Annotated in this window: 12 protein-coding genes; 1 reads left to right on the plus strand and 11 read right to left on the minus strand. The window is 38.1% G+C overall.

Annotated features, from left to right (window positions below; genetic code table 11):
* Positions 1 to 218: 218 nt before the first annotated feature.
* The 10 genes from cobA (AC1RJ8_RS24620) to AC1RJ8_RS24665 all read right to left on the minus strand — a co-directional run bounded on the left by cobA (AC1RJ8_RS24620) (position 219) and on the right by AC1RJ8_RS24665 (position 12,251).
* Positions 219 to 1,013, minus strand: coding sequence for a uroporphyrinogen-III C-methyltransferase (gene cobA, locus AC1RJ8_RS24620; RefSeq protein WP_057932870.1), 795 nt, complete (start codon positions 1,011 to 1,013; stop codon positions 219 to 221).
* Positions 1,014 to 1,612: 599 nt separating this feature from the next.
* Complete coding sequence (locus AC1RJ8_RS24625; RefSeq protein ID WP_492956086.1) at positions 1,613 to 2,083, minus strand: hypothetical protein; 471 nt, start codon at positions 2,081 to 2,083, stop codon at positions 1,613 to 1,615.
* Between the two features lie 75 nt (positions 2,084 to 2,158).
* A complete protein-coding gene (locus tag AC1RJ8_RS24630) occupies positions 2,159 to 3,169 on the minus strand; it encodes a bestrophin family protein (RefSeq protein WP_492956087.1) in 1,011 nt (336 codons plus the stop codon).
* Between the two features lie 379 nt (positions 3,170 to 3,548).
* Positions 3,549 to 4,799 carry a sulfate adenylyltransferase subunit 1 gene (locus tag AC1RJ8_RS24635; protein ID WP_492956088.1) on the minus strand — a complete coding sequence of 417 codons (1,251 nt, stop codon included), beginning with the start codon at positions 4,797 to 4,799 and terminating at the stop codon, positions 3,549 to 3,551.
* 98 nt (positions 4,800 to 4,897) lie between these two features.
* Positions 4,898 to 5,803 (minus strand): sulfate adenylyltransferase subunit CysD, encoded by a 906-nt coding sequence (gene cysD, locus AC1RJ8_RS24640; protein ID WP_492956089.1) that lies wholly within the window; start codon positions 5,801 to 5,803, stop codon positions 4,898 to 4,900.
* A gap of 181 nt (positions 5,804 to 5,984) precedes the next feature.
* Complete coding sequence (locus tag AC1RJ8_RS24645; RefSeq protein ID WP_492956090.1) at positions 5,985 to 6,683, minus strand: phosphoadenylyl-sulfate reductase; 699 nt, start codon at positions 6,681 to 6,683, stop codon at positions 5,985 to 5,987.
* A gap of 2 nt (positions 6,684 to 6,685) precedes the next feature.
* Complete coding sequence (locus AC1RJ8_RS24650; protein WP_492956091.1) at positions 6,686 to 8,197, minus strand: TSUP family transporter; 1,512 nt, start codon at positions 8,195 to 8,197, stop codon at positions 6,686 to 6,688.
* A complete protein-coding gene (cobA, locus tag AC1RJ8_RS24655; RefSeq protein ID WP_086545364.1) occupies positions 8,181 to 8,951 on the minus strand; it encodes a uroporphyrinogen-III C-methyltransferase in 771 nt (256 codons plus the stop codon). Before cobA (AC1RJ8_RS24655) ends, AC1RJ8_RS24650 begins: the two co-directional genes overlap by 17 nt.
* 104 nt (positions 8,952 to 9,055) lie before the next feature.
* Positions 9,056 to 11,146 (minus strand): ferredoxin-like domain-containing protein, encoded by a 2,091-nt coding sequence (locus tag AC1RJ8_RS24660; RefSeq protein WP_492956092.1) that lies wholly within the window; start codon positions 11,144 to 11,146, stop codon positions 9,056 to 9,058.
* Between the two features lie 658 nt (positions 11,147 to 11,804).
* A complete protein-coding gene (locus tag AC1RJ8_RS24665) occupies positions 11,805 to 12,251 on the minus strand; it encodes an RrF2 family transcriptional regulator (RefSeq protein WP_029275042.1) in 447 nt (148 codons plus the stop codon).
* Positions 12,252 to 12,467: 216 nt separating this feature from the next.
* Between AC1RJ8_RS24665 and AC1RJ8_RS24670 the strand changes: the two genes are divergently transcribed.
* A complete protein-coding gene (locus tag AC1RJ8_RS24670) occupies positions 12,468 to 13,688 on the plus strand; it encodes a metallophosphoesterase (protein WP_492956093.1) in 1,221 nt (406 codons plus the stop codon).
* Between the two features lie 136 nt (positions 13,689 to 13,824).
* Here the strand turns inward: AC1RJ8_RS24670 and AC1RJ8_RS24675 are convergent, their stop codons facing one another.
* Complete coding sequence (locus tag AC1RJ8_RS24675; RefSeq protein ID WP_492956094.1) at positions 13,825 to 16,260, minus strand: TonB-dependent receptor; 2,436 nt, start codon at positions 16,258 to 16,260, stop codon at positions 13,825 to 13,827.
* Positions 16,261 to 16,332 lie beyond the last annotated feature (72 nt).

Here is a 16,332-nt window from a genome sequence, read left to right on the forward strand (position 1 = left end):
AGCATTTAAATTAATGCTTCTCAGAAGATAAAATTTTATCAACTTTTATTTGCTTTTAAAGACAGTACCTTTCCGCTACAAGTCCTCACTTTGTTCCGGGCTTTCCGCTCCAATCAGGCTTAAAAACAAAGGACTGCTTCTACCAAATGTAAAAAAACCGCTTAAATCCATAAGCGGTTTTTAACAACAAAACAAATATATTTTTGGTTTAAAAATATCTAGTACTCTTCAGCGATAATTTCGTAAAAATCGCGGATTGGCTGGAACTGTGGGTGTAATGATACTACATCTCCAAAAACTAATAAAGCTGGGGCCGTTATTCTTTTATCTTCAACAATTTCAGCAATCGTATCAACAATACCCACTGCAATTTTTTCTTCTGGTGTAGAACCATTTTGAATTACCGCTACTGGCAAAAGGTTTTTATTTTCCCCCTGAAATATTGCAGCAATTTCTTTTACTTTTTCAATTCCGTTTAAAACAACTATAGTTGCTTTGGTTTTTGCTGCGATGTACAAATCTTCAGAAATTTCACCTTTTGAATTTGTTCCGGTTACTGCCCAAAAACTTTCACTCAAATCTTTATAAATCATCGGGATCTTTTGCAAACTTGGCGCACCGGTTGCACTAGAAATGCCCGGAATAATTTCGGTAGGAATACTGTAAGATTCTGCAGCATCTATTTCTTCGTACCCTTTTGCAAAGAAAAACGGATCGCCGCTTTTTAAACGTACCACGTGACCGTAGTTTAAAGCGTAGTCAACAATCAGTTTGTTTACCGCATCCTGAGAAAACGATTCATCATCTGAACGTTTGCCCACGTAAACTTTCGGAATACCATCTGGCGCATGACACAATAAAGCCTCGTTCACATTTGCATCATATAAAACAACATCAGCTGTTTTTAATGCCTTAACACCTTTTAAACTAAATAAATCCGGGTCGCCAGGACCTGCACCTATTAAAGTAATTCTTGGTTCAATGTTCGCTTTTTCTACTTTATTCAAAATCATAACAGATAATTTAAGCTCGTTATACGTTTGTTAATAATACAAATATATAAAGTCTATGGGAATTGTAGTAATTTATTTTAAAATAATTTTATTTAGCTTTTTAGCGGGTGTTGATTTAGGGGATTTTAACTGTTAATGAGCGACTTATCCTATAGGGAATTTCTATGTTTTTGAATCATCAATATGGAATTGGTTGTCATTCTGAACGCAGTGAAGAATCTTTTACGGTGAAACATAGATATCTACATTAAAGATCCTTCGACTCCGCTCTCCATAGGAGTCCTTTGGACAGGATGACCAACTGATTGGAGATTCTATGTGTGCTGTGCCTCGTGGCAAAAACGAACATGGTCTTAGCGAGACGCTAAGACCAGTAGTGGTACAAATAATTCTTACTTTTTAAACCATTTAAACAAGGCTATAAAAACCAATATGGCCAAAATCGTGATTATTATATTTCCTATAGTATGGTCAAAGTGTAGTCCCCGTTTATAATCAATATTGAAGGAATAGATTACTTTAATGAAAATCAAAATAACCACTATGCTGACGAAAATTTTTAAGCTTAAAAATTTCATTTTATCTTAAAAAATCTAGTTTTACTTACAATCCACCTCTTGAAAAACAAACTTGCCTGCTTCAAAATTAATGGGTCTCCCTTTAACAAAATAAGATCTACCAAGTGTGGTTTCTATTTGTCCTACCCCCATAATCAGTTTTCCACCTTTCTTTAAAAAGGCCAATGGATTGGTGTAAACTTTTACAGTATCTTCGCCAGTTTTAAAGCGGTAATCTACCAATAAGGTATCGCCGTTAAATTTTCCGTTTATGATACCATTATTATGCGGTTTCTCGACATAATTAACTAATAATGAACCAGTAACTTTACCTGAGGCCAGTATTTTCACATTCATGGCTGCACTGTCTTTCTCAAAACCTGCTGCATAACAGTTCTCATTAACCAAAGAATCGGTTTTAGTTTTAGCGCCAGTAGTTGTTTTATTGTTTTGGGTACAGGCATAAGCAAAAGGGATTGCAGCCAAAGCAAGGTAAAGGATATTTCTTTTCATGGTAACTGTGATTTATTGTCTTCTAATCAATATACAAATACGATGATTATTTTCCATCATTTCCATAATGGAAATTTACATCAGTATGCTATTTTCTGGTGTTAGCACGGGAGGCAGGTCAGTTTCATCAAGCATATCCCTCATGTCGATTTCTATTGTCCGCGAGATATTGGTAATGGGTACATCATTGGCGCTTCCCTCAAAAGGATTTGTAGAACTTTCGCCAACAATATCCAAAGAGTTAAAAACCCAGGTGAGTAAAATCGCAAACGGAACGTTTAACCAAATGGAATAACCCTCAATCAAAGTACCATTGCCTAATTTGTTAAATTCATTTAAAAGGCCATAGGGTACTAAAAACACAAACAGGTTTAACATAATGGTGGCTATCGATGAAAAATGGCGCGGATATGGAAAGTTTTTAATTCTTTCGGCTTTACCCTGGTTATCATAAAAACTGGTAATTGAGTTTTGCAAGGATTGTAATTGTAAATCGGATAAGTTTCCGGCAGATGCCAATTTATTAATGTGGCTCGATTGCAAAGCCATTAATTGGGTGGCCTTATTCTTCTTGCTTAAAATGTACTTCAATTCATCTACTGAAAGATATTTCGATAGTGTATCCTCTAACTTATCAGTTTTTTCGGAAACATGGTACAATCTGGCGTACTCAATATTGCGGGGGTCGTTCGCATTTTCCCATGCCCTTGGCTCTCTTAACTGAAACCGAAGGGCGGTTAACCAGGCAAAATGACGGTAAAAAATGATCTGAACATCTGTTGTTTTATCCTGAACTGCTAGGTAATCGCGTACCATTACCCCAAAGGCACGGCTCGCATTTATAATTCCGCCGTAAATCTGCCTGGCTTCCCAAAGCCGCGAATAACTGGCATTGTTTTTAAAACTAATGATAAAGGAAACAGCGGTACCTAAAAGTGCTACCGGAACCCATGAAATGGAGAGAAAGGTAAACTTACAAAAATGATAAAGTACAGTAGGGATAATGGCGAGAATAGTTAAACGGTAAATATCCCGTCGGGTCCATACAATAAATTCAAAAAAGGTATATTTCTTTCCAGCGTGCATAGTTTTTGGTTTATTCGGAAAATTATCTGAGGGATTTAAACTAAGATATAAAAAATTTAAAGCGTCTATATTTAAAATGCTTAAAAAAATCGTCAAACGAAAAACGGGGCTACCCTATTTGGCGCCCCGCTGAAATTGCTTTCACTTTAGATTAAAAACCTAAAGTCTTCATTATTATATTTGGTTGTGGTTCTCTACTGTAAGATTTTCAGGATTGTATGATTTCCGGATCAATAAGCTGAAATAAAGATCTCATCGTTTCACAATTTTCATCATCCATTTTCCACCATTAAGGAATTAAGAAGATTAAGATTTTATCTATATTCCTTGAAGCTTTCACTATTGGTCATTGATCAATTTCCATTATCCATTTTACAATTTATTCTACTGCTGCCCTGAACATTAAGGCGCCAACGGTTAAATTTGTACGTGTATCGACCAAAATTGCTGAACCGTTTGCCCGGTTATCATCATATAAATCAAATGCCAAAGCATCAGCTGTTTTAATAATCACACGGCCAATATCATTCAATTTAAATTCGTCAGCAGCATGTTTTTCAAGTGTATTGATATCAACCTTATGCAGAATCTCGCTGATTTTACAACGGGTGATTTTACTGTTGTGCTGAATATTGTACATGATAGAAGTATCTAATGCACGACCATCCATCCAGCAAAGATCCGCTTCAATCAGCTTCGATTCCTGTGGTAATGCCGAAGCATTTACAATGGTATCGCCACGGCTAATATCTACATCATCTTTCAAGTGAATAATCACCGACTGGCCAGCGTGAGCTGCATCTGGTGTCTGATCAAAAAATTCAATTTTTTCAACCGTAGAACTCGCACCACTAGGCAATACGGTAACTTTATCATTTAAGTTAAAGGTACCACTTAATACCCTACCTGCATAACCACGGTAATCGTGCAATGCTTCTGTTTGTGGACGTATTACCCACTGCACCGGCATACGGGCCAATTGCGATTTATCTAAATTGTCGGTATCTACCTTCTCTAAGAAATGTAACAAACTCTCTCCTTCATACCAATCCATGTTACCTGAATTTTGCACGATGTTATCGCCTTTTAAGGCACTAACCGGAATATAGGTTACATCGGCAAGCTTTAATTGCTGAGCCAAAACTTTGTATTTTTCTATAATTGCGCTATAAACGGTTTCGCTATAGTCAACCATATCCATTTTGTTGATACAAACCACTACATGTTTAATACCCAATAAGGAAACTATATAGGAGTGACGGATGGTCTGTTCTACCACGCCGTTACGGGCATCGATTAAGATAATGGCTAGGTTGGCTGTAGAAGCGCCTGTAACCATATTTCTTGTATATTGAATGTGGCCAGGTGTGTCGGCAATAATAAATTTGCGTTTTTCGGTCTGAAAGTATTTGTAAGCTACATCAATGGTAATACCTTGCTCCCGCTCTGCCCTTAAACCATCGGTTAAAATGGCTAAATCTATTGTTCCGTCATCATTTTTGCGATTAGAACTCTGTAAAGCTTCTAATTGATCAGCCAAAATAGAATCTGTATCGTATAACAAACGGCCGATTAAGGTACTTTTACCATCATCTACACTGCCTGCTGTGAAAAATTTTAATATGTTCATTTTATTGTAGTATTAAGACATAAGTATTAAGTAATTGGTATCAAGTATCAAGACGGTTATTAATCTTGCTACTCGATACTTTTAATCTTAATACTCCTTTAAAAATATCCCCCCTTTTTTCTGTCTTCCATTGCGGCTTCAGAAACTTTATCATCCATACGGGCACCACGCTCTGAAATTTTCGAAGCGCTGATTTCAGCAATAATGTCATCAATCAAAGTCGCATCCGATTCTACCGCAGCAGTACATGACATATCGCCCACAGTACGGAAACGCACCTGTTTGCGTTCTACCACATCTTCATCATCCATATTTAAAAAAGGTGATGCAGCCATCAGCTGACCATTTCTGGTGATACAATCACGTTCGTGCGAGAAATAAATACTTGGAAGATCTATTTTCTCTCTGCGGATATAATTCCAAACATCTAATTCTGTCCAGTTACTGATCGGGAATACACGGATATTTTCTCCTTTATGGATTTTACCGTTGTAAATGTTCCAAAGTTCAGGACGTTGGCGTTTTGGATCCCATTGGCCAAATTCATCACGAACAGAGAAAATACGTTCTTTAGCCCTTGCTTTTTCTTCATCTCTACGCGCGCCGCCGATGCAGGCATCAAACTGGTATTTTGCAATGGTATCGAGTAAGGTTACGGTTTGCAAAGCATTTCTACTGGCATTTTTGCCTGTTTGCTCTACAACTTTCCCCTGATCTATTGATTCTTGTACTGATCCAATGATTAATTTCTCGCCAATCCGCTCCACCATCTGATCGCGGTAAGTGATGGTTTCTTCAAAATTATGGCCTGTATCAATATGTACTAAAGGGAAAGGAAATTTCCCCGGACGGAAAGCTTTTTCTGCCAAACGAACTAAAGTAATTGAATCTTTTCCACCCGAAAATAACAAGGCTGGTTTTTCAAACTGACCTGCTACTTCACGTAAAATGTGAATGGCTTCGGCCTCTAGTTCATCTAAATAATCAAAATTATATGTACTCATTTCAATTGTTGGAATGTTTAAATGTTGAATGATTGAATGTTAAATTGCTCAATTATTCAACTTGTTATATTTGTTGTTATTGTTGTTAAAAATGTTTGAAAGGTTTGAATGTTGGGATATTCCAACGTTTCATTCAATAAGGAATATAAACCTTCTACCTTTTAGCCTTCAGCCTTATACCTTAAGTAGCATGCAAGCCGCATTCTTTTTTACTCTGGTCTTCCCACCACCATCTACCGGCCCTAAAATCTTCGCCTGGCTGTACTGCTCTTGTACATGGGGCGCAACCAATACTCGGAAAACCTTTATCATGCAGGGTATTGTAAACAATGTTATTTTCTTTAATGTAGGTTTTCACATCATCTAAAGTCCAATCGAAAATAGGGTGGAATTTAACCAATTGATTGCCTTCGTCCCATTCTAAATCGTGCATATCTTCACGGTTGGCACTTTGATCGGCCCTGATTCCTGTTATCCATATCTCATTACCTTTTAATGCTCTTTTTAAAGGTTCAATTTTACGGATATAACAGCACTCTTTCCTATTCTCTACCGATTCGTAAAAGCTGCTCGGGCCTTTTGTATTCACCATATCCTGCAACAGCTCATTTTGCGGATAATAGGCATGAATGGGTTTATTATAAATTTCTAAGGTGCGGTTCCAAACGTAATAGGTTTCTGGAAACAGACGTCCGGTTTCTAAAGTAAAAACCTTGATCTGAATATTATTTGAAAAAATTAAATGTGTAATCGCCTGATCTTCCCAGCCAAAACTGGTCGAAAATATAATATGGCCGGCATATTTATCTGCTAAAAATTTCAGTTTATCAATTGTACTTAAACCTGCCAGTGCTGCTTTTATCTCCTCTAGGTTCTCCATCACTATATTAATTTTAAAATAAACATAATTACACTGCGCAAACTCACAATCATCACAATAATCCCCACGGCAACCATAATGGTTTTTGCAGAAATTTTGTTCGATACTTTTGCGGCTATTGGTGATGCAATTGCACTACCGATAATTAAACCTACAACGGCTTCCCAGTGTTTGCCACCTAACATGGTAAAAAATGTAAGGGAACTTAAGGTGGCTATAAAAAAGCGGCTGATTTTTACGGTACCTAAAGAAAATAATGGGTGACGGCCTCCTGCAATTAAGCTCGATAATACGATCGAACCCCAGCCACCACCAAAGGCTGCATCGATAAAACCACCAACAAAACCCAATAAACCAATTTTTTTAATTTTTTGATCGGCTTTTTTTCTTTTCACATTGAAAGCTTTCATTAAAATGATTCCGCCTAAAAACAAGGTGTAAACCGCCACAATAGGCTTCACATAAGCACTATAATGTTCTAATGAAGAAAGGATATAGGCACCTAAAACAGCACCGATTATAGCAGGAAGGATTAAAATTTTGAATAATTTCCAGTTTACGTTACCCATACGGTAATGCATCCAACCTGCAATTCCATTGCTCATTACCTCAGAAATATGAATGGCCATACTTGCCGATGCAGGAGGTAAACCCATCGCTAATGAGAACGATGCAGTAGTAACACCATACGACATGCCAATTGCTCCGTCAATTAATGCGAATAAAAACCCGGCACCTAAAAACCAATAGAATAAAGGATCAATATTGATCAGGAAAGCCTGAAATTCTGGCTCGGTATTCCACAAAGAAAACCCGATAGCACCAATTAGTAAAACTGAGGCGGCCCAGATTAACCATTTAATATTTTGCTCGGCAAAACTTTTTTTAGGGTTAATTAAACTTTGGGTAACCTTATTCAATTTTTTAACCTTTGCCGAAAAATCGCCATTTAAAGTCTGACGCAAAGCACTCATATTCTGTAGCGTTTCATCAAGTTCGGCAGGCAAACCTTCATTTAAAATCTGCTTTAAACGTTTGGCAATAGTTGGCGATTTGCCGTTTGTAGAAATGGCAATCTTTAAATCACCTTTTTGAACAATCGATCCCAAGTAGAAATCGCAAAGTTCTGGCTTATCAGCCACGTTGATCAACAGGCCACGCTCATGCGTCACCTTTCTGATCTCTTCATTTAAAATATTGTTATTGGTTGCCGCGAAAACAATATCAATGTCATTCAGATCATCTACATCAAAACTTTTCTGTTTAACTTTTATCAGCGGATAATTTGCGATAAGCGCATAAACTTCTGGCGATACTAGCTCTGCAACAATCGTAATGGTAGCACTATGGCTATTATTCACGATCGCCGTTAACTTCTCGAGCCCAATATTTCCTGCACCAATTAATAATGTACGCAGCTTGTTCAGCTTTACAAAAACTGGAAAGAGCTGGTTACCTTTTTCTTCTTCAGAAAAAGATGCTGCATTATCAGGTTGGTTAGGCAATACTTGCATATTGTTTAATTAATTTCTTAAATGATGGATGTAATGATACAACTTCTCCAAAAATTAATAAAGCAGGTGCTTTAATATTTTCTTGTTGTACTAAACCTTCTATGGTTTCAACCACGCCAACAACCAATCTTTCATCTTCTGCCGATCCGTTCTGAACCACTGCGGTTGGTAAATGGTGTTTACCAGCGGCTTTAAAAATCTCCACAATTTTAGGTAATTTTTTTAGTCCCATAAGTACCACAACAGTTGCATTAGAATGTGCAGCCTGGTAAATGTCAGCCGAAACCTCTCCCGAAGTGGTTGTTCCGGTAATTACCCAAAAGCTTTCGCTCATACCGCGGTGTGTAACCGGAATCTGCTGCAAGCCCGGTACACCAATAGAACTCGAAATACCAGGGATAACACTCACCGGAATGCTGTATGAAGCTGCATAATCCAATTCTTCGTAACCTCTGCCAAAAACAAATGGATCTCCACCTTTCAAACGCACTACGTGGCCGTAGTTTAAGGCATAATCGATCATTAATTTATTAATGGTATCCTGAGGATAAGAATGCTCACCTGAACGTTTTCCTACATAAACTTTAATGGCTTCTGCCGGAGCATGCTCCAATAAAGCTTCGTTGGTTAAGGCATCGTACAAAACCACATCTGCAGTTTGCAACGCTTTAACCCCTTTCAATGTCAATAAATCAGGATCTCCAGGACCTGCACCTAAAAGGGTTATTTTTGATTCTTTATTTTGATTAACCATGTTTCTTTTTAATTATTGAATTTGAATGACTGGATGAGGAGCGTTGTTTGCCGCATGGCGTTAGCTTCTGCGGTTCTCAAATCTCCTATCTATTGTCTCAAATCTCATTTCACTAATACTGCCCTTTTTTCCTTAATCTGGTTTAAAAACTGATTCGCTTCTTCGAAATATTTCTGAGCAAACTCAGCTGTTGGTTCATTTTTATTGATCTGTAACACCAGGTCAGAGAAATTGGTCGATAAATTAAATTCTCCAGTTTCTACATAGTGGTTATCAAATTCACGGATCACACCTACCTGTGTGCTGCTGTTTACGCCTTTATCTAACAATAGAGATTTTGCTGCGCTTACAAAAGTGCTGTAAGTATGATAAATGGCATCGGCATAAGCACCTTTATCCAGGTTTTGCTTTGCCCAATCAAATTTTTCATCAGCTTCTAACAATAAAGTAGCAACTAAATCGATCACTACACCGGCACACTCGCCTACACCAATTGCAGTTACAAACTCTTCTACATGACCCCAATCTACAAATTCTTCTGTTTTAAGGTTAGTTAAATCAGCCAGCGGTTTTAACAACTGATAAAAATAGTCTTTACCTTTTCTATCATAATATTGGTGAAAGTTCTCACCTTCCAGGTTATTGGCTTTAAAATCATTCAAAATGAAATGTAAAACACTTGTTGCACGTTTAGAAGGCACTTTAATTACACGTTCTGCTACTCTACCCACACCATTACCTACAGTACCACCGCCCAACATCACTTGAACTGCCGGAACAACTTTTCCTTCAGCTTTTACCGAACTTCCGTGGAAACCGATCTCTGCCAAACCATGCTGACCGCAAGAGTTCATACATCCACTGATTTTGATCTTGATGTTTTTCTCGTAGATAAACTCAGGGAAATCGGTATAAATCACCTCTTCTAAAACTTCTGCCAGGGTCATCGAGTTCGAAATACCCAGATTACAGGTATCGGTACCAGGACAAGTGGTAATATCAGCCAAACTATCAAAGCCTGCCGTAGTAAAACCTATTTTATTTAAAGCCGCATATAACGAAGGTAACGCTTCTTTACGTACAAACTTTAACAACAAACCCTGGTTTTGGGTAATCCTGATTTCATCAGCCACATATAACCTGATGGCATCAACAAAAGCCCTTGCTTTATCAGTTTTGATATCCCCTACCTGAACTTTTACATAAACGCCATAAAATCCGGCTTGTTTTTGCTCAATTACGTTAGTGGCTAACCAATGTTTGTAATGGGCTTCGTTTAATATTTCTACCGCAGGGTATTCTTGCGCTAATGGCAAAGTTGGCTGGGGTACAGTATTAATATCTATTTTAAACGTTTTTACTTTGTTGGCAATACGCTCTTCGGCAACCAAACGTAAAACTTCTTCTAAACCTAATTTTTGAACCAGGTATTTTAAACGTGCTTTATTACGGTTGGTACGTTCGCCATAACGGTCGAACACACGAAGAACAGATTCTGTAAAAGGAATCAATTGATCTTCAGGCAAAAATTCGTGTACTGCATTGGCCAAAAATGGTTGTGCTCCTAAACCACCTGCAAATAAAACTTTAAATCCACGTTCGCCATTTTCGTTAATTTTAGGAATAAAGCCTAAATCGTGAATGTAGCTAAACGCAGTATCTCTATCGCTCGAAGAAAATGAAATTTTAATCTTTCTTCCCATTTCCTGACAGATCGGGTTACGCAAAAAGTAAGCAAATACCGCCTGCGCATAAGGCGAAACATCAAAAGGTTCTTCAGCATCGATTCCAGCATTTGGAGAAGCCGTTACGTTACGTACCGTATTTCCACAAGCCTCGCGAAGCGTAATATCATCCTGTTCTAATTTAGCCCAAAGTTCTGGAGTACGGTCTAAACTCACATAGTGAATCTGAATATCCTGACGGGTAGTTAAGTGTAAATTTCCACTTCCGTACTCATCAGCAATATCTGCAATACGTAACAACTGTTTAAAAGTTACCTTACCAAAAGGCAATTTAATACGCACCATTTGTACGCCAGGTTGTCTTTGACCGTAAACACCGCGTGCTAAACGGAGGCTTCTAAACTTTTCGTCGTGGATGGTTCCATCTCTAAAAGCTTTAATCTTATTCTCTAAATCGATAATGTCCTGCTCGACAATCGGATTTTCGAGTTCTGTTCTGAAACTTTGCATATGTGTTGTTAGCTTTATTCAAAAAATGCTTCCCTATTACCGAGAAGCATTCCATATTTTATACTTAAAATTATCTGTAGGCTCCTATTACTGCGTTTTACAACAACACATTATTTGCATAGCGATTAATTTGTTAGGTATAAAATTGAAATTCATATGCCAAATATATAAAGTATATAGGAATAGTCGTAATTTATTATGAAAAAATTTACATAAATAAAACGTCATTTCGACTGGAGCGTAGCGAAATGGAGAAATCTATAAGTTAAATTCTTTAATTATTAGCTTAAAACTGCTAACTGCCAACTGATTTGGGCCGATACTTAATCGGTACTGAACCCTTACAATCCCTAACGCGGAAACAAGACCTCGCAGGTTTCGAAAACCTGCGAGGTCTGGACTCTCGATCGTGCTACTATCGCTGTTAAATAAACCCGATTGCAGTGGTAGCTGCCGGCTTCACGCTGGCACTACAAACGGAGAGCGGGACTGAAACCCCCTATGAAAAACTGAACTTTCATTTCCCCCAAAAAAAAATCCCAAACTCAATAAAATGAATTTTGGGATTAATATTTTAAAATCTGCCACGTGTAAGATATATCTTCATAGATGCTGAAACAAGTTCAGCATGACGGATTGGGCCACGTGAAAATAAATATTATAAATTAACGATACCGATTTTCAGATTATCCTCTCTACCGATTACATCAGCAATGCTCGTTTCTGTTAACACCTTAAGGGTAGCATCTCTAACATCGATAAAGGCGCTTCTGATTCCGCATGTTTTCTCATCTACACACTCATCACATTTGTGATAAAAGTTTAAACTTGCACAGGGAACCATGGCAATAGGCCCATCCGTTACACGCATTACATGTACCAATAAAATCTCTTCAGGTTTTTTGTTTAGGCTATAACCACCGCCTGCACCTTTTTTACTGTATAAAAAGCCCGCGTTACGCAGATCGAGCAGAATTTGCTCCAGGAATTTTTTCGGGATATGCTCCTCCTCTGCAATTTTTGAAATTTGCATTGGTGGTTTATCTAAATTTTTACCAAGCGCAACAAGCGCTTTAATGGCATACTTTGTTTTTTTGGACAGCATATTTGCACAAAGCTAATAAAAGAAAGTAAATTATAAAATATGCAACAGGAAGTTGATTTTAATTCAACATACTATCATATTCATAAATATAACGCATAATAACGATAATCACTTTAATCAAACGAGCGTAAAAATAATCGGTAACCGTAACAGTAACTAATTACCAGCGTTTAAACTCTATTTTTACCACATATTCTGATTTACAGATTTTTAATAATGAAAAGAAAACTCAATCTATTGCCGCTCATCATCGTGGCTATTATATTTTTTGCCCTTAATGCTTACGTTTTGTCTGGCCTGGGTACCATTAATCAATCTACCTGGCTCAGTCCTATTTTCTGGGTTTTTATTGTGGGGCTAACTTTTGCTTTGCTATATGCTATTCAGCAAATGCGCATCCAGGGAATGAACAGGTTTTTCCAGATCATCAGTCATGCTTTTCTGATTATCTTTGTCGCAGAAATCGTGTTCGCTTTTTTCCTCCTGCTCGGTGATGTTTACCGCTTGCTGTTAGGTTTGTCGACCAATTTCCAACCCGAAGGTTTTCACATTTTGGGCCGTAGTAATTACTGGGTCGATTTTGCATTTGTGATGTTCTGTTTAACCATCGCCTTATTCGCTTATGGCATTACCCAAGGAAAATATGCTTACCGCGTAATTAAACACACTTTATATTTTGATGATCTTCCTGCCAGTTTTGATGGTTTTACCCTAACACAGATCTCGGATGTACATGCCGGAAGTTTTACCAACCCTAAAGCAGTGCAAAAAGGGATTGATATGATTAATGCCCAAAAGAGTGACCTATTTGTTTTTACCGGCGATCTGGTAAATAATGCTGCTTCGGAGATTGCGCCCTATATTGGGCATTTTTCGCAGATTAAAGCCCCTTTCGGACAATTTTCTGTCCTAGGGAACCACGATTATGGCGATTATATTAAATGGCCTATGGAAGCAGATAAAATACAGAATCTGAATCAGTTAAAAGCTTACCATCAAGAACTTGGCTTTAAGCTATTATTGGATGAACATGTAGAATTGCATAAAAACGGAGATAAAATTATACTCGCCGGAATAGAAAATTGGGGGATTGGTTTTGGAGAACGTGGAGACTTAAACAAAGCGCTTCAGAATACTTCAGTTAACGATTTTAAAATCCTGTTATCGCACGATCCTTCGCATTGGGATGCGCAGGTAAAAAATTATCCTTCAAAAATCCAACTTTCATTGGCTGGTCATACACACGGTATGCAGTTTGGTATCGAAGCTTTTGGGATTAAGTGGAGTCCGGTAAAATACCGTTATAAACATTGGGCGGGCATTAAAACCGAAAACGGAAGATACCTTAATGTAAACAGAGGATTTGGCTTTCTGGGTTTTTCAGGCCGGATTGGGATCTGGCCGGAGATTACGGTGATAGAATTGAAGAAGAAATAAAACCGTTATTGCCAACTATTCTTTCTAACAAAAAGGTCGTCATTTCGAACGAATTGCAACGAAGCCGAGAAATCTATTAAGATAGATCTCTCCATTCCGCTACGCTCCAGTCGAGATGACGACCGATAAATTTAGCTTAGTAATTAAGCGTATAAGTTAAATTATACGTACGGCCGCGGCCTGCATAATAAAAGGTTTCTGGTTTTGCCAAAGCTTGATACAACAATACCGAACGTTGGCTCCAAATGGTTTGGTAATTTTTGTTCAACAGGTTTTGTACACCAAATGATAAACTTCCGGTAAATAATTTCACCGAACCCAATAAATCAACAGTGGTGAAGCCTTTTAACTCATTTTGAACCACAACATTTCCGACTGCAGCATAACCTTTCGAATCAAATGAGTGGAAGGCCTGTGCCTTTATTCCAAAAACTTTTCCGTTATACCCCAGATAACCCGCAATTTTTGATGGACTTGCAACAGTTACATCCTGTAATGACCAGGTACCATCAGCATTTTGTTTCTGTGTTTTAATGTACAAACCATTTACACCAGCTTCGAAACCATTTTTCAGATTTAATGATAGTGAACCTTCAACACCTAAATTTCTTACATTTTCATCAAAAACTTCGATATTAAATGTGCTATTGGTTTTTACATTTTTATCAGATAAGGCATAAAAACCAGCTACCTGCGCATTAAAAACACCCGTGCGGTAACGGTAACCAGCTTCGTACTGTTCTGTTTTGATACCGGTTAAAGGAGAACTTCCAACATTGATCGAACTACCTAAATTATAGTTGGTGCCTACCAAGGTATAAGTGCCCTGTCCGTAATATTTTGCCGGATCTGCCAAGTTAAAGCCTTGCGAGAAATTAAGCCACGCTTGTTGAGCTGCATTAATTTTAAATACTAAACCACCGTTTAACAAGTTTACATCGTAATGGTTTTCACCGCCAGCAATAGCCGTAGCTGTTCTGCCTACACCATAAGCCAAAGGTACAGAAGCAGCGGTGCCTACAAAATCGCCAACTTTAACAAACATACGCTGCTGACGCACACCTCCAGACAGGCTTAAAAAATCGGTTACTTTAACCTGTGCCTGTAAAAAGCCTGATAAACCATTTACCCTGAAATTAGGATAGCGGGCAATAGTGGCTATTGTGCTATTGTTTAAACCACCAGATGCAAAGGCTTTTGTCCTATCGAACAGGGCTTGCTGTGCGTTAAAGTTTTCGTTATCTGCATCAATACCATAAGTAAGGTTCAATCTGTTCCAGTCTTTGTTTAATACCAGTTTTAAAGCACTGTAATTTGTATTTTGGATGGATGAACCACTGTAAAGTCTTTGTGGTATTGCCGCTTGCCCTGGGAATGGGTGAAAGCTAAATTGTTCGTTTCTTGCTGCCGCCTGTACATAAAGTGTTTGACCACCCAAAATATCGCTAGCCTGATAATTGACATTGATATTGGCTCTGCTTGTTTTTGGATCAACATCTGATGAGTATCCATTTCTCATTTCTAAAAGTGCAGGATTTGATAATAATCCACCATAATTTGCGCCCAAGAAAAGATCTTTATCTCCACGGTAACCCGAATTGTAGTATTGAGCGTTCACGGATAGTTTTTGATACTCAGTCAATTTAAATTCAGTACTTCCGAAAAAATCGAACGATTGGTTATACTGTAAATCGGTTTGTGTAATATCGGTAAAAATCTGTTTTCCATCTGCACCATAAGCTGCATTGTTTTTTTGGAAAGCCATACCAATGCGTCCGTTCCAATCTTTGTTCCCACCAGAAATGGCCTGTGCTACACGTACATCATGATCACTTTTTTCTTTTAAACCACTACGTACACCAACTTGCGTAGTAAAACTTGGTTGACTGTCCTGTCCTTTTTTAGTAATGATGTTGATAATACCACCTGTTGCACCACCGCCATAAACTGCACTTGCTCCAGATAAAACCTCGATACGCTCGATGTTGAAAGGATCTATCGATTCGAACTGACGGCTTACACCACGGGTACTGTTTAACGATACTCCATCAATCATCACCAATGCATCTCTGCCACGTTGGTTCTGTCCGTAGTTGGTGCGTCCTTCCGGACCGGCATCCAAACTCGGAATTAATTGCGCTAAGGTTTGTTTAAGCGGGATCCCTGCTCTGGCCTGCTCCTGAATTTTCGCACCGTCTACTACCCAAACGGTACCCGGTATCTCGCTGATTTTGGTCGGTTTACGCGATGAAACCACCACAACTTCTTGCATATTCGACGTTGGGCTTAAATAAAGGGTCAAATTAACGGTCTGATCTTTAGCCAAACTCACTTTTTGCAGTATTGTTGTATAGCCTACATAACTTACCTGTAATTTGTAAGCACCTTCGGTTAATTTCAATTCGAAGCTACCATCGGCAGCTGTTGTAGCCGAAGCATTTTTGCCTTCAACTTTAATATTTGCCCCCGCAAGCGGCGCGGTTTCTCCAATTACCTTCCCGGTAACAGTTTGTGCTCTACCAGTTAAGATAAATCCACAGATCAAGATCGCAATTAAGTATAGATTTTTCATTTTTAATTATTTGGTTTCATTAATGGTATGACTTTTTTTTTGCGCAAAGCAATCATTTATTTAGATTAAATC

The organism is Pedobacter sp. GW822-FHT03F06 (assembly GCF_058801365.1).